This window comes from Actinophytocola sp., from assembly GCF_036002505.1.
GTDB lineage: Bacteria > Actinomycetota > Actinomycetes > Mycobacteriales > Pseudonocardiaceae > DASYTH01.
In genome coordinates this window covers 1-20,692 of the sequence record NZ_DASYTH010000308.1, presented here as the reverse complement: position 1 = coordinate 20,692, position 20,692 = coordinate 1, and the positions used below count along the sequence as shown (strand labels likewise).

Annotated in this window: 16 protein-coding genes; 10 read left to right on the top strand and 6 right to left on the bottom strand. The window is 71.5% G+C overall.

The window, feature by feature from the left end; all coding sequences use genetic code 11:
- The first annotated feature begins 59 nt into the window (after window positions 1-59).
- From VGR06_RS27125 to VGR06_RS27115, 3 genes are read left to right on the top strand one after another with little or no spacing between them, the layout of a single operon-like run.
- Window positions 60-1,025, top strand: a complete 966-nt coding sequence (locus VGR06_RS27125) for a FecCD family ABC transporter permease (RefSeq protein WP_327561967.1) — start codon at window positions 60-62, stop codon at window positions 1,023-1,025.
- A gap of 47 nt (window positions 1,026-1,072) precedes the next feature.
- Complete coding sequence (locus VGR06_RS27120) at window positions 1,073-2,056, top strand: FecCD family ABC transporter permease (RefSeq protein ID WP_327561966.1); 984 nt, start codon at window positions 1,073-1,075, stop codon at window positions 2,054-2,056.
- The gene (locus tag VGR06_RS27115; protein ID WP_327561965.1) at window positions 2,049-2,852 is read left to right on the top strand and encodes an ABC transporter ATP-binding protein; all 804 of its coding nucleotides are present in this window, start codon (window positions 2,049-2,051) and stop codon (window positions 2,850-2,852) included. The genes VGR06_RS27120 and VGR06_RS27115 overlap by 8 nt, the downstream gene beginning before the upstream one ends.
- A 71-nt stretch (window positions 2,853-2,923) precedes the next feature.
- Here the strand turns inward: VGR06_RS27115 and VGR06_RS27110 are convergent, their stop codons facing one another.
- Window positions 2,924-3,700 (bottom strand): siderophore-interacting protein, encoded by a 777-nt coding sequence (locus VGR06_RS27110; protein WP_327561964.1) that lies wholly within the window; start codon window positions 3,698-3,700, stop codon window positions 2,924-2,926.
- Between the two features lie 121 nt (window positions 3,701-3,821).
- Here VGR06_RS27110 and VGR06_RS27105 point away from each other — a divergent pair, with 121 nt between their 5' ends.
- From VGR06_RS27105 to VGR06_RS27095, 3 genes are read left to right on the top strand one after another with little or no spacing between them, the layout of a single operon-like run.
- The gene (locus VGR06_RS27105) at window positions 3,822-4,583 is read left to right on the top strand and encodes an ABC transporter ATP-binding protein (protein WP_327561963.1); all 762 of its coding nucleotides are present in this window, start codon (window positions 3,822-3,824) and stop codon (window positions 4,581-4,583) included.
- A 4-nt stretch (window positions 4,584-4,587) separates the two neighbouring features.
- A complete protein-coding gene (locus VGR06_RS27100; protein WP_327561962.1) occupies window positions 4,588-7,110 on the top strand; it encodes an FtsX-like permease family protein in 2,523 nt (840 codons plus the stop codon).
- A gap of 9 nt (window positions 7,111-7,119) precedes the next feature.
- Window positions 7,120-8,289 carry an AAA family ATPase gene (locus VGR06_RS27095; RefSeq protein WP_327561961.1) on the top strand — a complete coding sequence of 390 codons (1,170 nt, stop codon included), beginning with the start codon at window positions 7,120-7,122 and terminating at the stop codon, window positions 8,287-8,289.
- On the opposite strand, the gene VGR06_RS27090 is transcribed toward VGR06_RS27095, so the two are convergent.
- From VGR06_RS27090 to VGR06_RS27075, 4 genes are all read right to left on the bottom strand, one after another.
- Window positions 8,286-9,176: a Ku protein gene (locus tag VGR06_RS27090; protein ID WP_327561960.1), complete on the bottom strand. Its 891-nt coding sequence runs from the start codon at window positions 9,174-9,176 to the stop codon at window positions 8,286-8,288. The two genes, VGR06_RS27095 and VGR06_RS27090, sit on opposite strands and share 4 nt — an antisense overlap.
- A 62-nt stretch (window positions 9,177-9,238) precedes the next feature.
- The gene (locus tag VGR06_RS27085; protein ID WP_327561959.1) at window positions 9,239-9,589 is read right to left on the bottom strand and encodes a hypothetical protein; all 351 of its coding nucleotides are present in this window, start codon (window positions 9,587-9,589) and stop codon (window positions 9,239-9,241) included.
- Window positions 9,590-10,173: 584 nt separating this feature from the next.
- A complete protein-coding gene (locus tag VGR06_RS27080; RefSeq protein ID WP_327561958.1) occupies window positions 10,174-11,757 on the bottom strand; it encodes a sialidase family protein in 1,584 nt (527 codons plus the stop codon).
- Window positions 11,758-12,008: 251 nt separating this feature from the next.
- Window positions 12,009-13,616, bottom strand: coding sequence for an alkaline phosphatase D family protein (locus VGR06_RS27075; RefSeq protein ID WP_327561957.1), 1,608 nt, complete (start codon window positions 13,614-13,616; stop codon window positions 12,009-12,011).
- Between the two features lie 105 nt (window positions 13,617-13,721).
- Here VGR06_RS27075 and VGR06_RS27070 point away from each other — a divergent pair, with 105 nt between their 5' ends.
- A complete protein-coding gene (locus tag VGR06_RS27070; protein WP_327561956.1) occupies window positions 13,722-14,117 on the top strand; it encodes a DUF5313 family protein in 396 nt (131 codons plus the stop codon).
- Window positions 14,118-14,164: 47 nt separating this feature from the next.
- On the opposite strand, the gene VGR06_RS27065 is transcribed toward VGR06_RS27070, so the two are convergent.
- Entirely contained in the window at window positions 14,165-16,783 is a 2,619-nt protein-coding gene (locus VGR06_RS27065; RefSeq protein WP_327561955.1) for a CHAT domain-containing protein, read from the bottom strand.
- Window positions 16,784-16,897: 114 nt separating this feature from the next.
- On the opposite strand from VGR06_RS27065, the gene VGR06_RS27060 reads away from it, so the two are divergent.
- The 3 genes from VGR06_RS27060 to VGR06_RS27050 form a co-directional block, all read left to right on the top strand.
- Window positions 16,898-18,292, top strand: a complete 1,395-nt coding sequence (locus VGR06_RS27060) for a S8/S53 family peptidase (RefSeq protein ID WP_327561954.1) — start codon at window positions 16,898-16,900, stop codon at window positions 18,290-18,292.
- A gap of 87 nt (window positions 18,293-18,379) precedes the next feature.
- Complete coding sequence (locus tag VGR06_RS27055) at window positions 18,380-19,774, top strand: alpha/beta hydrolase (protein ID WP_327561953.1); 1,395 nt, start codon at window positions 18,380-18,382, stop codon at window positions 19,772-19,774.
- 48 nt (window positions 19,775-19,822) lie between these two features.
- On the top strand, window positions 19,823-20,692 hold an 870-nt coding region (locus VGR06_RS27050), incomplete at its 3' end, for a cytochrome P450 (RefSeq protein WP_327561952.1).

The following is a 20,692-nucleotide window of genomic DNA, read 5'->3' as shown; positions in this document are numbered from 1 at the left end:
ACCTAACACGGTCAAGTTAGGCTTGCCTAGCCTTAGTTAGGTCACGCTAAGGTGGCCCGGTGCTCAGGCTGTTCCCGCTGCTCGGCGTGCTCGCCGCGGTGTGCCTCCTGTCGATCGCGATCGGCGTGCGGCCCATCCCGCCCGGCGACGTGGTCGCGGCGCTGTTCGGCCGGGGCGGGCCCGACGTCGCGGGCATCGTCTGGGGCGCGCGGATTCCGCGGACCGCGCTCGGGCTGCTCGTCGGGGTCGGGCTGGGGCTGGCCGGCACGCTCATGCAGGCGCTCACCCGGAACCCGCTCGCCGACCCGGGGTTGCTCGGGATCAGCGCGGGTGCCGCGTTCGGCGTGGTGATCGCGGTCGCGGCGATCGGCGTGACCTCCCTGTACGGCTACATCTGGTTCGCCTTCGCCGGCGCGCTGGTCACCAGCGCGGTGGTGTACGCCCTGGGTCGCTCCAGCCCGGTGACGCTGGCGCTGACCGGGGTGGCCGCCGGCGCGCTGCTGACGTCGATCACCAGCGGCATCGCGTTGGTCGACCCGGATTCGCTGAACCGCTACCGGTTCTGGGCCGCCGGCTCGCTCGCCGGGCCGGATCCGTCGCTGGTCTGGCAGGTCGCGCCGTTCGTGCTGGCCGGCTCCGTGCTGGCGCTGGCGACCGGGCCGGCGCTGAACAGCCTGGCACTGGGCGAGGACGCCGCGGTCGCGCTCGGCCGGCGAGTCGGATGGGTTCGGCTGCAAGGGTTTTCGGCGGTCACGCTGCTCACCGGGGCAGCGGTCGCGGCGGCCGGCCCGATCGTGTTCGTGGGGCTGGTGGTTCCGCACGCGGCCCGGCTGCTCATCGGTCCGGACCACCGCCGGCTGCTGCCCGTGGCCGCGGTGCTCGCGCCGATCCTGTTGCTGGGGGCCGACATTCTCGGCCGGGTGGTGGTCCGTCCCGGTGAGGTCGGGGTGGGCATCGTGGTGGCGCTGCTCGGCGCGCCGTTCTTCATCGCGCTGGTCCGGCGGCGCCGGCTGGCGGAGCTGTGAATACCAAGAAGGCCGAAAGCAGGCCGGCAAAGGCGACGATCGGACCGGTGGCAACGCCTGCTTTCGGCCGGATTGGTATCTACCGGCACAGCCGGGCCGGACTGCTTGCGGCGGCGGTGTTCCTGGCGTTCTGCGGCGGGATCGCGCTGGGCGACCACCCGATGAGCCTGGTGGACGTGGTCCGGGCGCTCGCCGGGTCGGGCGACCGGTTCGCGTTGCTCACCGTGCGGGAGCTGCGCCTGCCGCGGGCGCTGGTGGGGTTGCTGGCCGGGGCCGCGTTCGGCGTGTCCGGCGCGGTTTTCCAGACGGTGACCCGGAACCCGCTGGCCAGCCCGGACCTGATCGGGATCGCCGCGGGGGCGGCGACCGCGGTGGTCGCGGGCATCGTGCTCGGGGTCGACCTGCCGGCGCTGGGCCTCGCCGGTGGGCTGCTCACCGCGGTGGTGATCTACCTGCTGGCCTGGAACCGCGGCACCACGGGGTACCGGATCATCCTGGTGGGCATCGGGATCTCCTGGATCTGTACCAGCGCGACCAGCTACCTGCTGTCCCGGGCCCGGCTGCCGGACGCGCAGCGAGCGGTCGGGTGGCTGGTGGGGACCCTGAACGGACGGACCTGGGACCAGGTCCGTCCCCTTGCGACGGTGGTGATCCTGCTGGTGCCGCTGGTGTTGCTGGGCAGCGGGTGGCTGCGCACGCTGCAGCTCGGTGACGACGTGGCCACCGGCCTCGGCACGCCGGTGCAGCGGGCCCGGCTGGTGCTGCTGCTCGCCGCGGTGGGGTTGGTCGCGTTCGCCACCGCGGCGGCCGGGCCGGTCGCGTTCGTGGCCCTGGCGGCGCCCCAGATCGCCCGCCGGCTGACCGGGGCGCCGGCGCCGCCGGTGATCGCGTCGGGGCTGACCGGGGCGCTGGTGGTGCTCGCCGCCGATCTGGTGGCGCGCGAGATCCCGGTGCCGGTCGGAGTGGTCACCGGAGCGCTCGGCGCACCGTTTCTGATGTGGCTGATCGTGGGGAGGACCCGGCTTGCCTGAGCTGCACGCGGACGGGGTGCGGTTGGCCTACCACGACGTGACCGTCGTCGAAGCGCTTCACCTGGCCATCCCGCCCGGGAAGATCAGTGTGATCGTCGGGGCGAACGCCTGCGGCAAGTCCACCGTGCTGCGGGCGCTGGCCCGGTTGCTGCGGCCGCGCGCCGGCACCGTGTACCTGGACGGCCGGTCCATCCACGCCCTGCCGACCCGGCAGGTGGCCCGCCGGCTGGGCATCCTCCCCCAGTCCCCGGTGGCGCCGGACGGGCTGACCGTGGCCGACCTGGTCGGGCGGGGCCGGGCCCCGCACCGGACCTGGTGGAGCCCGTGGTCGGCGGCCGACCGGGACGCCGTCGTCGAAGCGCTTCGACTGACGGACCTGGCCGGGCTCGCCGAGCGCCCGGTCGACGAGCTGTCCGGCGGGCAGCGGCAGCGCGCCTGGATCGCCATGGCCATCGCCCAGGGCACCCCGATCCTGCTGCTCGACGAGCCCACCACCCACCTCGACCTGGCCCACCAGATCGACGTGCTCGACCTCGTCGTCGACCTCAACCGCCGCGAGCACCGGACCGTCGTCATGGTCCTGCACGACCTCAACCAGGCCGGCCGCTACGCCGACCAGGTCTTCGCCATGAAGTCCGGTTCCCTCGTGGCCCAAGGCACCCCGCACGAGGTGATCACCGCCGAGCTGGTGGCGAAGGTGTTCGACGTGCGCTGCCGCGTGGTGCCCGACCCGGTCTCCGGAACCCCGCTGGTGATCCCGGTCAGCCGGCACCACAAGGACTCGGGGGGGCGATGAAGGGGGCCTTCCTCGCGCTGGACGTGAGAAGGGCCCCCTTCATCGCACTCCAGAACGGTGATCATGGAGCGCTAGGGATCGTCCTCGTTCGGATCCAGGCCGGCGTCGATCCGGCGCAGGCCTTCGCGGCCGACGTCCTCCTCGGACAGGTTGCGGCGCCAGTAACCGTGGAAGGACACCGCGTGCCGGTCGAGGCCGCACTCGTCGATCAGGTGGCGGCGAACCGCGCGCACCATGGAGGCTTCGCCGGCGATCCAGGCGTGGACGCCGTCCTCGAGCCGGGTGAATCGAAGCGCTTCGACAAGATCGTCTCGGACGACCCACCGGACGTCGGCGCCGGGGAGTGATTGGCATTCCGCGTGATCGTCGACGCTGACGAAGGCGCGCAGTGGCGTGCCGGCCGGGGCGGACTCGATGATCGAGGCGATGGCGGGCAGGGCGGTCCGGTCCCCGACGAGCAGGCGCCAGCGGGCGCCTTCCGGGACAACGTAGATACCGGCCGGGCCGAGAAAGGCAACCGTGTCACCGAGCTGGGCCGACGATGCCCAGCGGCTGGCCGGGCCGCCATGATCGTGCACCACGAAGTCCACGTCGAACTCGGCGAGGTTCGGCCGGGTGGCGCGCACGGTGTAGGTGCGCATCGGCGGGCGGACGGCGTCCGGCATGGCGAGGTAGGCGCGGTACCAACTGACCACGTCGCCGGTGACCGGTGGAGCCAGCTTGGGGGTGTCCTGGCCGGGCAGCGGGAAGAAGAGCTTGACCGCCGCATCCGGCGTCGGGCGCACGATTTCCGCGCCGTGCAACGTGATCCGCACGGTTCCCGGGGTGATCCGGTCCGCAGAGGTCACCCGGACCAGGCGAGGCATCATTAGGTCAGGCTAACCTAACTAGATGGTAGGGACAGCCCTACCCCGAACTCGCCGGCTGGCCCCATCGTGGCCGAAGGGCGATCTTCGTAGCGTCGGTGTCATGGAAGACGTGGTGCGGCTCAACGCCGTTCGAAAGGTCTATGGCAACCAGCGAACCGGCGTCGAAGCGCTTCGAGGGGTCACGATCGGCTTCCCGCGGGGCAGCTTCACCGCGGTGATGGGCCCGTCCGGCTCGGGCAAGAGCACCTTCCTGCACTGCGCGGCCGGGCTGGACAAACCGACCTCCGGCACGGTCACGCTGGACGGCCAGGAGCTCACGGGCCTGCGCGAGAAGGCGCTCACGATCCTGCGGCGGGAGCGGATCGGGTTCATCTTCCAGTCCTTCAACCTGCTGCCGGCGCTGACCGTGCAGCAGAACATCACGCTGCCGCTGCGCCTCGCCGGCCGCAAGCCGGACCGCGCGCGGCTCACCGAGGTGATCAACCGGGTCGGCCTGGCCGACCGGCGCAAGCACCTGCCGGCGGAGCTCTCCGGCGGGCAGCAGCAGCGGGTGGCCATCGCCCGCGCCCTGGTCACCCGGCCCGCGGTGATCTTCGCCGACGAACCGACCGGCGCCCTGGACACCCACACCGCACGCGAGGTGCTCGACCTGATGCTCGAATCGGTTCACCGGCACGGCCAGACCGTCGTCATGGTCACGCACGATCCGATGGCCGCCGCGTACGCGCACCGCGTGGTGTTCCTCGCCGACGGTCAGCTCGCCGGCGAGTTGCGTAACCCGACGGCGGACACGATCGCCGAGCGGATGACCCACCTCGGCGCCTGGGCCGACCGGTCGCGCACCGAAAAGATCGGGGCGTAAGGACATGCTCCGCATCGGGTTGCGCATGCTGCGGTTCCGCAAGGGCGGGTTCGCGGCCACCTTCATCGCGCTGTTCTTCGGCGCCGCGCTGGTCATGGCCTGCGGCGGGCTGCTGGAGACCGGCGTGCGCACCGAGGTCGCGCCGCAGCGGCTCGCCGAGGCCCAGCTCATCGTCACCGGCGACCAGACCTACCAGCTGCCCAAGCGCGACCCGAACGACGAGGAGGAGGACACCGAGTCGGCGACCCTGGCCGAGCGGGTCCGGCTGGACCGGAGCCTGATCGACACCGTCCGGGCCGTTCCCGGTGTGGCCAGGGCGATCGGCGACGCGTCGTTCCCGATCGCGCTGCTGCACGACGGGAAACCCGTTGGGGCACAACCGGTTGGCCACCCGTGGGCGTCTGCCGAGCTGGCCCCGTACCGGATCGTCGCCGGCACCCCGCCGGCCCGGCCCGGTGAGGTGGTGCTCGAGGCGCCCGCCCAGGTGGGCGACCGCGTCGACGTCCTGGTGCGGGGCGCCCCGGAGCACCTGACGGTGACCGGGATCGCCGCGCCGGCCCACCCGATCGGCCAACCGGCCGCGTTCTTCTCCGACGCCGACGTGCAACGGCTCGCCGCGCGGGTGGACGCGATCGGCGTGCTCGCCGCGCCCGGCACCGACCTCGGGGCGCTGCGCGACCGCCTCGGCGAGGCGCTGCGCGGCACCCCGGCGACCATCCTGACCGGAACCGACCGCGGCCTCGCCGAGTTCCCCGAAGCCCTGCGGAGCAGCGAAGGGCTGATCGCGCTGGCCGCGGTGATCGGCGGATTCTCGATCATGGTCGCGATGTTCGTCGTGGCCAGCACCCTGGGACTGTCCATTCAGCACCGGTACCGGGAACTGGCGCTGCTCCGGGCGATCGGGACCACCCCGCGGCAGTTGCGCCGGATGGTGCTCGGCGAGGCCCTCGCGGTGAGCATCGTGGCCACCGGACTTGCCTGCGTGCCAGGGGTTCTGCTTGGCGGCTGGCTGTTCGACCGGCTCGCCGGCCTGGGCGTGGTGCCCGGCGTCGTCGAGTTCCACCAGGGTTTCGTGCCGATCATCGTCGGAATCGGCTCGGGCCTGCTGACCGCGCTCGTGGCCGGGTACGTCGCGGCGCGGAAAGCCGGCGCGGCCCGGCCGACCGAGGCGCTGGCCGACGCGGAGATCCAGCGACGCTGGGTCAGCCCGGTGCGGATCGTCGGTGCCGCCCTGTGCTTCGGCGGCGGGATCGCGCTGGCCATCGTGACCATGACGGTGTTCGAGGGGCCGATCGCGGCGAGCACCGCGGGCCCGTCGGTGATGCTGTGGGCCGTCGGTCTGGCCATGATCGCACCGGGCCTGACCCGGCTGATGATCGCCGTGCTGCGCTGGCCGGTGCGGGCGGTCACCGGGCTCGCCGGGCACCTGGCGGTGCTGAACGCGCGGGCCCGGACCGCGCGGCTGGCCGCGGCCGTCACGCCGATCATGCTGGCCACCGGAATCGCCACGGCAAACCTGTACCTGCAGACCACCCAGTCGCACGCGGCCGAGGCGGCGTTCACCCAGAGCCTGCGGGCGGACGCGGTGCTCAGCTCCACCACCGGCGGCGGGCTGGCGCCCGGCCTGGCCGACCGGGTGCGCGCGCTGCCGGGTGTGGCCGGCGCGTCGGAGTTCGTCACCAGCACGGGTTTCGTGGCGCGCCCGCACGACGACACGGTGGGCGAGGACGGCTGGCCGCTGCAGGGAATCAGCGCGGACGGGGTGACGGCGTCCAGTGCCGTCGAGGTGACCGCGGGCCGGCTGACCGACCTGCGCGGCGACACGGTCGCGCTGCCGGCCGGCGCCCTCGGGCGCGGAGTCGGCGACACGATCACCCTGAAGCTCGGCGACGGCGCCGTGCTGGACGTGCGGGTCGTCGCCCTGTTCACCGGCACCCCGGGGTTCGAGAAGATGCTGCTGCCGGTGGAACTCCTTGCCGCGCATACAACCCTGGGCCTGCCGACGCAGATCCTGGTCGCCGCCGCGCCCGGAGCCCAGCTGGCCGAGGCCCTGGCCGGGCTCGTCGCCGGTGTCCCCGGCGTGGCCGTGGCCGACCGGGCCACGCTGACCGCGGCCTACGCGGAGCAGCAGGACATCCAGGCGTCGGTGAACTACCTGATGGTCGGCATGATCATGGCGTACACCGCGATCTCCGTGGTCAACACGCTGGTGATGGCGACCGCCAGGCGCCGCCGCGAGTTCGGCCTGCAGCGCCTCACCGGCTCCACGCGTGGCCAGGTGCTGCGCATGATGAGCGTCGAGGCCGTTCTCGTCGCGGCGATCGGCATCGTGCTCGGCACGCTGGTGTCGACCACCACCCTCGTCCCGTTCAGCCTGGTGGTTTCCGGCACCCCGGTGCCGCACGGTCCACTGTGGATCTACCTGGCCGTGGTCGGCACCGCGGGCCTGCTCACGATGGTCGCCACCGTGCTGCCCACCTGGTTCACCACCCGCACCCGGCCCGCGGAGGCCGCGGTGTCCGCATAGGCTCGCGGGGTGCTCACCACGCTGGCGGTGGAGAACTACCGGTCGCTGCGGCGGCTGGTGGTGCCGCTGGGGCGGCTCAGCGTGGTGGTCGGGGCGAACGGGAGCGGGAAGTCCAGCCTGTACCGGGCGTTGCGGCTGCTGGCGGAGTCCGCCCGCAACGGCGCGGTCGCGGCACTGGCCCGGGAGGGCGGGCTGCCCTCGACCCTGTGGGCCGGGCCGGAGCACCTCGGGCGCTCGGTGCGGGACGGTACGTACCCCGTCCAGGGCACGGTGCGGACCGGGCGGGTGAGCCTGCGGCTGGGGTTCGCCGGCGACGAGTACGGCTACGCCATGGACCTGGGCATGCCCATCCCCCACGACTCGCACTTCGACCTCGACCCGGAGATCAAGTGCGAGGCCGCGTGGGCCGGCCCGGTGCTGCGCCCGGCCACGCTGCTGACCGAGCGGCGCGGCGCCAGCGTGCGGATCCGCGACACAGACGGCTCGTGGCAACGGGCGCCGCACGAGATGCAGCCCTTCGACAGCATGCTCAGCGAACTGGCCGACCCGCACCGCGCGCCGGAACTGCTGACCCTGCGCGAACGCATCCGCTCCTGGCGCTTCTACGACCACCTGCGCACCGACACCCAGGCGCCGGCGCGGACCACCCAGGTCGGCACCCGGACGCCGGTGCTCAGCCACGACGGCTCCGACCTGGCCGCAGCCCTGCAGACCATCAGCGAAATCGGTGACTTCGCCGCCCTGGACAAGGCCGTGGATCACGCCTTCCCCGGCAGCCGCGTGGTGATCGTCAACCGGGACGGCCGGTTCGACCTCGCGCTGCACCAGCCCGGCCTGCTCCGCCCGCTGCACAGCGCCGAACTGTCCGACGGAACCCTGCGCTACCTGCTCTGGGTGGCCGCGCTGCTCACCCCCAGACCACCGCAGTTGCTGGTCCTCAACGAACCGGAAACCAGCCTGCACCCCGAACTGCTGCCGCCACTCGCCGAACTGATCACCACCGCCTCAGCGCACACCCAGATCGTGGCGGTGACCCACTCCGAGCCGCTGGTCACCGCACTTCACAAAACCGCCGGCACCGAACTGCAAACCATTGAGCTGGTCAAGGAGTTCGGCCAGACCCGCGTCGCCGGCCTGGACCCGCTCCGCGAACCGTCCTGGCACTGGCCCAAACGTTAGTGCGGCGTTTTGGTTCGAGGGCGGGACTTGGTGGCGGCTTCGGCGGCGTTGTCCTTGGCGGCGGCGGCTTTGCGGGCAGCGGAGCGGGCTTTGCTGACCGCGTCCTTGCCGTTGCGGGACTTCATCGCGGCGTCGACGCTGGCCTGCAGCGCGGTGATGAGGTCCTCGACGGTGGCGTCCTCTTCGGCGGCGACCGGGCGGACGACCTCGCGGCCCTCGATCTTGGCCTCGATGAGGTCTTCCAACGCCTCGCGGTAGCGGTCGGTGTAGTCGGAGGCGACGAACGTGCCGGAGAGCTGCTCGATGGCTTCGACGGCGGCGTGCACCTCGGGGCCGACGAGGTCGACGTCCTCGTGCAGGAACGGGAAGTCCGGGACGCGGATCTCGTCCGGCCAGAGCATGGTGGTGAGCACGATGACCCCGTCGCGGACCCGCAGCACGCCGAGGCTTTCCCGGGCGCGCAGGGCGACCTTGACCACGGCGGCCCGGCCGGACTGGTGCAGCGCTTCACTGAGCAGCACGTACGGCCGGAGGCCGGCGGGTTCGGGCTCGAGGTAGTAGCTCTTGGCGAACGAGATCGGGTCGACCTCGTCGAGCGGCACGAACGCGCGCACGTCGATCAGGCGGGTGGTGGCCAGCGGCAGCGTGGCCAGGTCGTCGTCGGTGAGCATGACGACGTCACCGGCCGGCATCTCGTAGCCGCGGGCGATCTCGGTGAACGGCACCTCCTCGCCGTCCACCTCGCAGACCCGCTTCTGCCGGATCCGTCCGCCGTCGGACACGTGCAACTGGTGCAGCTCGATGTCGTGCTCCTCGGTGGCGGTGTACGCCTTCACCGGGATCGCCGCGAGCCCGTAGCCGATCGTGCCCTTCCACATGCTGCGCATGGGCCACCTCCGCGAGACCTATCGCTCATCCCACGGTATCGGCCGGTAACAAGATCCGAAAGCTACAAACGGGTATCCCCGCCGGTCACATCCAGGACAACCTGCAACAACGGAAGTCCCTCGGCGAGCGCGTCGGCGGAGAATCCGCTGGCCTCCCCGGCCGCCCGCAGCACCTCGCTCAACGCCACGTCGACCCGGCGGTCCCGCACATAGTCGGCCAGCCGGCCGAGCGCACTCGCCACCTCCCGCTGCCCGGCGACCACGCTGTCGACAATCGCCGCCAACTCCCCCGCCGTGCCCACGCAAGCGTCCACCCGATCCGCGGCCACACCCTCGGCGAGCCCCGCCGCCGACGCCTGAAAGTGCGACGCCACAACACTTCCCGGAAGCACGGAGATCCCAAGCTCAGGCACGGGCGGGTCCTCTCTGGCCGGCGGATCATCGTCCCGGCCATGCTCCCACCACTCCCCCGCTCCGCCCGGCAACGACACACCCCGGCCACCCGGTGATGATCCGCAACCCCAACGAAGTGATCGGGTGGGTGGCGAAGGTTCCGTCGTGCGAGGAAGGACGCTTTCGTCACGCTGAGCGTGACAAACGACGCCTTCGTCGCACTCACTCCGCAGTGGACACTGGGGTTTCGCGGGGTTCCAGCACCACCGGCACACCATCGGCCTCGGGTAACGCCGCCCGGCGCGCCCACTCACACGATCTGCTCGTGGTCACCGACCAGGCCTGCCAAGGCGATCGACAACCACGGCACATCCTTCGACGGTGTGTGCCTCTACGCCGGCCCCAACTTCGATCCCGGTTCGTTCATACGGTTCGTTGCCCCAGGGCGGCACCTGGACCAGCTCGATCGGCATCTTCGTGCGGTCCACAAGTGGGTCCGGCCGATCGACCCGTGCTGAACTGACCAGCAGCGAGGGCCACTCCGCCGTGCCGAAAAGGGCGCGCTCAACGCGGCGGGGTGGCCCTCACCTGACAGGGATACGGATCAGCTGCGGGTGGGGATTGGTTCGGCGTCGACCATGATGTCGGACTGCTGGTAGGGCGGGTTGTTGCCGGGAGTGTTGGGTTCGGCGAAGCGGGCGTCGGTCCAGCACGGGATGGCAACGCCGCGGGCGGTGGCGAGGCCGGTGTAGTCGCCGATGAAGACGCCTTGGCGGAACGCGAGATCGGGGTTCCAGGAGCGTTCGGAGACCCGCCGGGTGGTGAACGTGCGACCGTCGTTCACCGACACCGACAGCGACGTGTCGATGAGCTTCGGGCCGGCGTAGCGGCGATCGAGATAGGACACGGCGACGACGCTGTCGGGAGTGACCGACAGCCACGGGAAGAACTGGTCGTCGGGGGACTCCCGGGTGACGTTGACCGGCGTGTTCCAGGTCCGGCCGCCGGTGCCGGACCAGGTGACGAACACGTCGGTGTTGGTGTTGCCGGCGTTTCCGTTGCGGTTGTCGGCGAACGTGAGGTAGAGCCGGCCGGTGTTCGGGTCGATGGCCAGGTTTCCGTTGGCGTTGACCCGGGCGAACATGTAGTCCAGGGTCTGCCGCCCGTTGAACGCCGGGTACTTGTTGACGCCGTCGTGCAGGTCACCCACCCGGTTCGGCGGCGCCCAGGTGACGCCGCCGTCGAGCGAGCGCACCACCAGGTACTGGTTCTTGTCCGGGTTACCGGTGTTGAAGTTCTCGAAGGCCACATACACGGCGCCGGTGCGGTGGTCGACCACCGGGACCGAGAACTGGTCCTCGTCGCACGCGGGCGCGTCCTGGTCGCCGGCCTGGTACGGGCAGAACGACCCGGAACCGGAGATCTCCGCCGGCTGGGAGAAATGCCGGCCCTGGTCGTCGGAGTAGGCCAGGTAGATCGCGGAGTCGACGCTGCCGAAGCCCTCGGGACCGTGGTCGAAACGGGTCCAGGTGACGTAGAGCCGGTCCGGGCTGATGTGCTGCTCGTCGCTGCCGGGCAGCAGCGGCGCCCCCGGCGGCCGGGGCCCGGCGACGGCGAAGCTCTTGTCGTGCATGACCGACGCGTCGGTCGGCCCGCCGTTGTGCACCACGATGCCGTCGTAGGCGCCCATCTGGTCGCCGTCCGGCGGCAGCCCGTCCACCGGAACCGACCAGGTGACGCCCTCGTCCTCGGACCGGATCACCGCGATGTAGGAGTCGTAGTTGCTGCGCCCGAAGGAGACGAACACCGCATAGGCCACACCGGCGCGGTCGAAGAACACCGCCGGGTCACCGCTGCCATAGATGGTCCGGGTCGGCGTCATGATCTGGCGGGCGTGCTGGCTGTGCGGGAACGTCCGGCCGCCGTCGAACGAGGTGTAGAGGCCGACGGTGGCGTCCACGGCCGGCTCGTAGTCGTTGGCCGCGGCGATCACGTTGTTCGGGTCGGTCGGGTTGATCGCGACCACGGTCTCGTTGGCGGGCAGGCCGGATCCGCTGCCGTACTGGTCGGTGGCGTAACGCTTGTTGTCGCCGTTGGCCTGCACGTCGTCGGAGGGGGCGGCCGCGCTCAGCGCGCTGAACGGCGACGCGGTCACCCCCGGACCGTTCAGCAGGCGCGGGTCGGCCACCCCCGACAACTGGGGGCGCCCCGGGCTCGCGTCGAATCCGAACCGCCCGCGAGGCGCCGCTTGTGACAGCGCTCCGTTGGCGGACAATAACGCTCCGGATAAGGAAATGACGGCACCAGCCGCCCAAATCCGCCTCTTCATCGCACATCCCTTGGGGGGTTTAATGGCTCCCTGGCAGTGCGGACCCCGGCGGGAACGTACGCCGACAAACCGTTTCAGGTAAAGATCCCCAAGGCCCCTTTTGGGTAACGTCAACCGGGGACTACAACGGAATGTCCCGACTCGACCACGAACGAGGCGGCGGTGCGGGTCGGCGCATCCCGAACCTCGATCGTGTCCACCGTGCGAACGTCGGTGCGCCATGCGGTACGGCCGACCTCGCAGCGCAGGTAGCCGCGCTTGAGCCCGTCGAAATAGCGCACATGCGGGTTCAGAATCGGGTTGAACTGCTTGATCGGCGCGTCGAACGCGACCGGGAAGTCCGAGCTGACCGAGGTGCCGACGAATTCCACCGCGACGCTCGGCGCGGCCGGGTCGTCGAAGTTCGTCTTGAGCTCGCTGATCCAGGTGGAATGGATGTCGCCGGCCAGGAACACCGGATTCGACACCCGCGCGCCGGCTACGAAGTTCAGCAGGCGGGTGCGTTGCGGCTGGTAGCCGTCCCACTGGTCGAGGTTGACGATGGTCGGCGGCACCTGGGTGGGGTTGGGGAATCGGGTGCGGCTCATCATCACCTGCTGTGCCACCACGTTCCATCGCGCGGGCGAGTGCGCGAGGCCGTCGGTGAGCCAGGCCTCCTGCTCGGCGCCGGTGAGCGTGCCGTTCACGTTGCCGGCACCGGGCGGCTCGGGGCCGAGGTCGTTCGGGAATCCACCGGGCTGGTCGGTGCGGTACTGCCGGGTGTCCAGCACGTTCACCCGCGCCAGCCGGCCGAAGTCGAACCGGCGGAAGATCCGCAGGCTGCTCTCCCCCGGCCGGACCACCGCGCGGATCGGCATGTGCTCGTAGTACGCCTGGTATCCGGCGGCGCGCTGGGCCGCGAACTCCTCCGGCGTCTGCCGCTGCGCGCCGGTGTCGTCGATCTCGTCGGTGAGCGCGGCGTAGTTGTTCTCCACCTCATGATCGTCCCAAGTGGACACCCAGGCGAAGGTCGCGTGCGCCGCGCGCAGGGCCGGGTCGCCCTTGTACTGGGCGTGCCGGTTCCGGTAGTCGTCCAGCGTGCGCAACTGGTCCAGACCAAGGACGGCCGGTGTGGTGTGGTTGCGGTCCGGGAACCGGCTGTGCGGGTCGTACTCGTAGATGTAGTCCCCGAGGTGCAGCACGACGTCGAGGTCCTCGGCCGCCAACCCGTTGTAGGCCGGCCAGTACCCGTTCTGGAAGTCCTGGCAGCTCACCACGCCGAAGCGCAGCCGCTCCGGGTTGGCGAACCGGGCCGGCGCGGTGCGGGTGCGGCCGACCGGGCTCAGCTGCCGCCCGGACCGGAAGCGGTAGAAGTACTCCCGCCCCGGCTTGAGCCCGCGCACGTCCACGTGCACCGAGTGGGCCAGCTCCGGCAGGGCGAGCGCGACGCCGGCCCGGGCCACCCGCCGGAACCGCTCGTCCTCGGCGATCTGCCAGCCGACCGGCAGCGCGTGCCGGGACAGCGACGCGGCCTCGAGCGGGTCGCGGATCAACCGGGTCCAGAGGATCACGCTGTCCGGCAACGGATCCCCGCTCGCCACCCCGAGCAGGAACGGGTCCGCGGTGCCGGTGCCGTCCGGCGCGGCCTGCGCCTGCGACCCGGTCCCGACCACCAGCGCACCCGCCGCGGCGGCCGCCCCGGTGAGCGCCTGACGTCGATTGAGCACGAACTGCGGCATCTTCGCCGTCCCTTCCCCGTCCTGCCCCGACCCGGGGTCCCATCCTGGTGGAGATCAGCTCCCACGTCGACCGGCCTACGTATGAACAGTCGGTAGCCTGACGGGATGGCGATCCGGCGGCCGAACCCGCTGCTGTGGCTGTACTACCAGTACGGCGGCCGGTTGCCGGCGGCGTACCGGGAATGGGTGCTGCACGACGGCATCTGCCGGACGTGGATGCTCCGGGCGGCCGTGCGCCGGCTGCTCCAGATCGCGCCGATCCTCGGTGTGCTGCTGGCGATCCTGGTGGTGCTCGGCGGATCGTGGCCGATCGCGCTGGGCTCGGTGCTGCTCGGCTTCCTCGTCCTGTTCCGCTTCGCGCTCGCGTACTCCGCGGAGAGCGTGGACAGCCGGCTGGTCCGCTACGGCTACCCACCCGGCCACGCCTCGGCCCTGCGGCAGCAGGCGGCGAAGGCCGAAGCGGCCCGCCGCCGTGCGACCCGGCGGCCGCCCATGCCCTGAAGGCCGCCATCAGGGCATTCAACGTCCCGAAGGCCGCCTTCAGGGCATCAGCAGGCGCCGAGGCAGATGAACGGGGCCACGGCGGCGAGACCGGCCGGGTGGGCGTCCGCGGCTGCCTGCTGCGCGGAGGCCAGGGCGGTGGCGGCGGGGACACCGGTGGCCAGCAGCCGGTGGAAGGCGACCATGAGCGGCGCGGTCTCGATGTCGAGCACGTCGATCACCGGTGCGACCAGCCGGCGGGAGCCGTGGGCGAGGAGCGTGGCGCCGAGGCCCATGAGCTCGTCGCCGGCCAGGACCACCGGCCGGCCGGTTTCGCACGCCGCCAGCACCACCGTGTCCGGGGCGCGGTCCAGGGCCTCGATGTCGTGCAGCATCAGCGGTCCGTCGGCGAACCGCAGCGCGGAGAACAGCGGGTTGTCCGACCGGACCAGGCCGTGCGTGGCCAGATGCGCGAGGGTGGCCCCGTCGAGCGCTTTGGCGACCGTGTCCACGGTGGCGCCGGCTCCGGTGATCGGGGTGACACCGTAGATCGCCGCCACGGCGGCCGCCTCGGCCGCCGCGCCCGGCAGGTCGGGCCCGGCGACCACCACGGTCCGGCCGTCCGGGGCCGCGGGACCGACCCGGTTGGCCAGCAGCCACAGGTTCGCCGAGGGGACGACGGTGACCGGGCGGCCACGGCAGGAGGGCAGCACCGCCCAGGGCAGGGACTGCAGCGGCCCGGTCGGCACGACCACCAGCCGCCGGTCGGCGAGCGCCGGAACCCCGCCCAGCAGCAACGCGTCGAGCCGGCCGGCGGCGTGCTCGAGCAGCTGCCGCGCGGCGTCCTGGCCGCTCTGGCCGAGCGTGGTTCTGAGCAGCCTGCGCAGCGCGAAACCGATCGCGCTGACCCCGGAGACGACAGGGTCGAGCGGGCCCAGCGGGTGCAACCGCACCTGCCCGCCGATGACGCTCAGGGCCAGCAACGCGTCGCCGTGCTGGATGAACTCCAGCAGTGCGGCGTCCCCGAGCGCGTGGCTCACCTCGGCGAGCTGCGGCGGCCGGGTCAGCGCGGCTTCGGCGCCCGGATGGCGGCGATGGTGGTCCCGGATCTGCCGCTCGAGGGCGGCCTGCCGGTGGCGCAGCGAGGCGCTCTTCCGGCTGTCCCCATCGCCGCGCAGCTCGCCCCGCTCGGCGGTGGTGGACCGCAGCTCGGCCACCGTGCCGGCCAGCTCCGCGTCGACGGGTGGATGCACCGGGCGGTGCGTGAGGTGGCTGGCCCGGCCCAGTTCCGCCCACTCGAACACCTGGGGTAGCCGCCGGTTGCGCAGCGCCACCGCAAGCCCCAGCTCGGCGAGGTCGGTGCGGTGGCCGGCGGCGTGCGCGCGCAGGTCGGTCGCGCCGAGGCCGGCCACGTGCTCGTCCAGAATGCGCAGGCCCGCCCGGGCCGCCCGGAGCGCCCTGGCCGGGTCCGCCGGAACGTGCCGCAGTGCCTCGGCATACCAGGCGCGGGCGCGCAGCGTGGCCACCCCGTGCCGCCGGTGCACGCTGGCCAGGCCCAGCAGCCGGTCGCGATCGCCGCTCCGTCCATTGTGGAGGGACAACGCGGCGGCGATCCACGCCTCGAGCGCCTGGTCCGGCCAATTCGGGGCGAGCGCTCCGGCGATGCGTTCGAGCAGCGGCACCCCCGGCCGCCGCCCGGACCCGCCGGCCAGCCGGCACCGCAAGACGGTGAGCTGTGCCAGCGCCGCCCAGTCGGGTTTGCCGTGCCTGGTGAAGTCCAGCCGCGCCATCGCGGCCTGCCGCTCCGCGGTCGGCAGGTCGCCGTCGAGCAGCGCGGCCTGCGCCAGCAGCAGCCGCGCTTCCGGCAGGACCAGCAGCCGGCGCTCCCGCTCGCAGGCGGCCACCGCTTCCTCCGCTGCGGCCCTCGCCTCGGCGATCAGCCGGACCGACAACAGCAGCTCGGCCCGATCGGACAGCACCGACCACAGCTGCGAGCGCAGGGCCCGGAACCGGGTCTCCGCACGGTCCAGGTAGGCCAGCGCGGCCGGCACGTCCCCACTCCGGCTGTACACGAACCCCAGGTTCTGGTGCACGAAGCCGGTGCCCAGGTCCAGCCCCAGCTCGGCGCACACCTGCTCGGCGGCGTGCAGATCGGTCAGCGCCAGGTCGAACTCCCGCCGCTGCGCGTGCATGACGCCGCGGTTGAGCAGCACCCGCTGCACCCACACCAGGTCGCCCCCGCGCCGCAGCACCGGCACCGCGACCCGGTAGCACGGGAGCGCCTCGTCCGGCCGGCCGAGCAGTTGCAGAATGGCACCCTTCTGCACCAGCGCCCGGGCGTGCTCGATCCCGGCCAGGCCGGCCAGCGCGGCGTCGATCTCCCGCAGCGCGGCGGCCGGCCGGCCACACTGGCTCAGCACCCCGGCCAGGGCCATCCGCGCCTCCGCGGCCACTCCGGTGGCGCCCGCGGCCCGGCCCAACCGGACCGCCGCCCGCAGGTGTCGCACTGCGACGTCGATATCGTCCAGATGGAACGCCGCGTAGCCCCAGGCCCGCTTGGCCAGCGCGGCCGCCGCACCGTCCCGGTTGGCCACCGCCTCCCGGTAGGCCTGCTCGGCGAGCGTCGCCGCGCGCCGCGGATCGGACTCGACCATCCGCAATGCTTCGCTGGCCCGCTCGTTACTCACCGAGGGGAAAGGTATGTCGTCGCGCCGAAGCCCGCAAGAACGACATACCAGTCGTATCAGCGCCGGTCCAACCCACTCCGTGTGGCAGACCACCGAAGAAGAAAGGGCGGTCACATGCCGTTCTATGAAGACGACAACGCGGGTGGGCCCAGAAAAACTGCCGAGGCGTGGGTCGGCGGCGAGTTCCTCGTGTCGATGCGTGACCTTCAGCTGGTCAAGGACCTGCTGGAGAAGAGGCTGGAACTGTCGTTCGTGCCGTACGATCCGACGCAGAAGCCGGAAATCGGCCCGGACGGCGTCCCAAAGCCGAAGAAGGACGACTTCGAGGTAAGTAAGCCCCTGGGCTTGGTTCGGTTCCGCCTGACGAATCCCCAAAACGTACTGCACAAGATCAAGGGGCAGCTCGACGCCGCCGGGCCGGGCGAGCACTTCGGCCAGACCCAGAACGCTTTGGCACAAGGGAAGTTGGCGGTGTCGGTGCTGCTCGCCTACATCGACGACGTGTGCCGCACCGAATACGGATGGATACCGGTCACGGCGAAAAACATGGTCGGGCACGGCGTGCACGGCAGCCCGTACATCGGCATCGGCGGAGGGAAGAAATATCCGAAACCGGTCCCGGCCAACCTCATCACCATCATGCCCCCGCTTGCCGGCAAGACGTTCGACGAGCCGAACTGGGTCAACGTCGGAATCCTCGACACCGCGCTGGCCCCCCGGCCGGAGTTCGACGGCCGGTGGCTGCGTACCGGCCCGGCTCCCGTCCAGCAGGTCAATGACGGCGAGTACCCGACGCACCTCTCCGGCCACGCCACCTTCATCGCCGGCATGATCCTGCAACTGGCGCCGAACGCCCTGCTGCACGTCGCCCGGGTGCTGCACCCGGAAGACGCCAGCGCCCCGGTGTGGGACGTGGCCAAGGCCATGATGCGGCTGGACAAGTCGGTCCAGGTGCTCAACCTGTCGTTCTCCTGCTTCACCGGCGAGGACGAGCCGCCGCTGGCGCTGCGTTACGCGATCGAGCGCCTGGACCCGACCACGGTCGTGGTGGCCGCGGCCGGCAACCACGGTGAGCTGACGGAGCCGGGACCGGATCATCCCGAACTGCCCGGTCCCAGGGCGACCATGTGGCCGGCCGCCATGGATCGGGTCGTCGCGGTCGGATCGCACAAGTCCGGCTGGACGAAGTCCGGCTTCAGCCCGGACGTGCCCTGGGTGCATCTCACCGCGCTGGGCGAGGACGTCGTCAGCACCTTCCCCAAGGGTCCGACACAGATGATCTACCGCCCGGAGGACGAGGCCGGCAAGCCGGACAAGATCGACTTCACGTCGGGCACGGCCCTCTGGAGCGGAACCTCGTTCGCCTCCGCGCTGGTCGCAGGCGTGGTCGCGGCACGCACCAAGGAAGGGCCATGGGCGGCGCAGCGAGCCATGGCCGACATTCTTGAGAACAAGCCGGAGGCCAGGACCTCGTTCATCCGGGTCAGGGTCCCGCTGATCGACAACTAGCCGAATGGCGTTCCTGCACAACGCAACCGGACCAGGTCTCGACGTAACGTCATTGAACGAGCACGGTCAGCAGCAATAGCGTGCGGTATGACGCCTCGACGAGTTACCTCCGCGATCGTCATCGTCCTCGCGGCGGCCGTGCTCTCGCCGCCCGCCGCCGAGGGTGCCCAGCGGGGTTGCGCGGACGTCTCGTTCTCGTGGCAGACCGGGTTCGACGACCCGGCCACGCCCGGCAACCTGGACCGGGTGGGCGTGCTGAAGATCGGGTCCGAGCGCGCCCGGAACGTCCTCGTGCTCAGCCCCGGCACCTCGGCCGGGGCCGGGTACTTCGCGCCGCTGGCCGCCGACATCGTGCGGCGCACCCACTGCCGGTGGCAGGTGTGGTCGGTGGAACGCCGGGAGAACGGGCTCGAGGACCAGTCCGCGCTGGACGCGGTGAAGCGCGGAACCCTGACGCAGCAGCAGTTCTTCGACTACTACCTGGGCTGGCTGGTGAACCCGGCGATCACCCCGCATTTCCAGCCGGTCCCGGACACCGCCGTCCCGTTCGCGCGCGGCTGGGGCATGAACGTCGAGATCGAGGATCTGCACCGGGTGATCCGGGCCGCCGGCCAGCACGGCCGGCGCGTCGTGCTGGGCGGCCACTCGCTCGGTGGCTCGATCACCACCGCGTACGCCACCTGGGACTTCCATGGCAGGCCGGGCGCGCGGGACCTGTCCGGGCTGGTGTACATCGACGGCGGCAGCAACCCGACGCCGGTCACCCCGGAGCAGGCCAGCCAATCGCTGGCCAGCCTGCAGGCCGGCATGCCGTGGCTGGCCTTCGGTGGGATTCCCGCGCCGTTCCTGGGTTTGTTCTCCGCGACCGGGGCGACCGCCGCCCGCCTCGAGCCCGGCGGCGCCTCCCGGGGGCAGGCGTTTCCGTTGCTACCGGCCAACCTCAAGCCGCCGGTGCCGGCCACGAGCGAGGCGCAGTTCGGCTTCTCGGTGGACACCGAGACCTCGCCGGCGACGTTGCGGGCCGCGCAGGTGCACGCCGGGCGGCTGGCAACCAGCGGCGACCCCCGCGGCTGGGACCCGGCCGGCGAGATCACCCCGATCCAGCGCTACGCCACCATGATCTCCGGCGTCGGACTCACCGGGCTGGACGGCAGCGCCTGGTATCACCCGCTCCGGCTGACCATCGACGCCGGCGCCGTCGCCGCCGGAAACCCCAACCCCGCCCAGGACATCCTTGCGGTCAAGGCGATCCACGGCCACGACCTCAGCCGGCACCTGCCCATCTACGCCTTCGGCGCGGCCCTCGGCGGCGAGAACGTCCTCACCTCCGCGCGGGTGCTGGCCGCCCAGTCCGGCATCCCGGACCGGCTGCTCACCCTGGTCAACCGGCAGGACACCTACGCGCACAACGACCCCAACTCGGCCAGCCCCACCAACGACTTCCTGGACTCACTCATCCCCTTCCTCGCCAGAGTTGACTGATAGCGCGCGACCATTGCCCTTCGCGCCGGTCTCACTACAGTGAGTTGAATGAGCACCACGGGGCAACAACAAGCCGAAGCAATAGTCAACACACTTCGCGTCCCGCTTCCGGTCGAGCTGATCGAGCGCACCGGCCCGTTCGACCCGCCTGCCGCCCTGCTCGCGCTGAAAGAGCGGGCGCCCGTCCACCGGGTGACCATGCTGAACGGCGACCCGGTCTGGGTGGTGACCGGCCATGCCGAAGCCCGCGCGGCCCTGGCGGATCCACGGTTCAGCTCCGACCGGAAGCACTACGACTTCATCGCGCAGCACCTGCCCGAGGAGATCCGCGCGTCGATGGCCGAACGGCAGTTCCGCGAGGGGTGGTTCATCAACATGGACCCGCCCCAGCACACCCGGTTCCGCCGCCTGCTCACCGGCCAGTTCACCGTCCGCCGCATGCGCGACCTCACCCAGCACATCGAGGACATCGTCACCGAACGCCTGGACGCCATGCTCGCCGCCGGCACCACCGCCGACCTGGTAAAGGAGTTCGCCCTCCCCGTCCCCTCCCTGGTCATCTGCGAGCTCCTCGGCGTCCCCTACGCCGACCGCGAGGGATTCCAGCGCTGGAGCGAACTGGTGATCCGCATGGACGGCCCCATCGACGAGATGATGTCCGCCGGCGAGCAGATGCGCGATTACCTCCGAGAACTGGTCGCCCGCAAACGAACCGCCCCCGAAGACGACATCATCTCCGGCCTCATCCATAACTCCGCCGCCGACCCACCCCTGACCGACGAAGAGCTCGTCAACATGGCCGCCCTGCTCCTCCTGGCCGGCCACGAGACGACGGCCAACATGCTCGCCCTGGGCACCTTCGCCCTCCTCCAAAACCCCACCCAACTATCCGCCCTCCGCGCCGACCCAACCCTGATC

Coding starts and splice junctions, on each gene's coding strand:
- VGR06_RS27105 (WP_327561963.1), top strand. CDS start 3,822: ATGGAAGACGTGGTGCGGCTCAACGCCGTTCGAAAGGTCTATGGCAAC.
- VGR06_RS27100 (WP_327561962.1), top strand. CDS start 4,588: ATGCTCCGCATCGGGTTGCGCATGCTGCGGTTCCGCAAGGGCGGGTTC.
- VGR06_RS27090 (WP_327561960.1), bottom strand. CDS start 9,176: ATGCGCAGCATGTGGAAGGGCACGATCGGCTACGGGCTCGCGGCGATC.
- VGR06_RS27075 (WP_327561957.1), bottom strand. CDS start 13,616: ATGCCGCAGTTCGTGCTCAATCGACGTCAGGCGCTCACCGGGGCGGCC.
- VGR06_RS27070 (WP_327561956.1), top strand. CDS start 13,722: ATGGCGATCCGGCGGCCGAACCCGCTGCTGTGGCTGTACTACCAGTAC.
- VGR06_RS27060 (WP_327561954.1), top strand. CDS start 16,898: ATGCCGTTCTATGAAGACGACAACGCGGGTGGGCCCAGAAAAACTGCC.
- VGR06_RS27055 (WP_327561953.1), top strand. CDS start 18,380: ATGACGCCTCGACGAGTTACCTCCGCGATCGTCATCGTCCTCGCGGCG.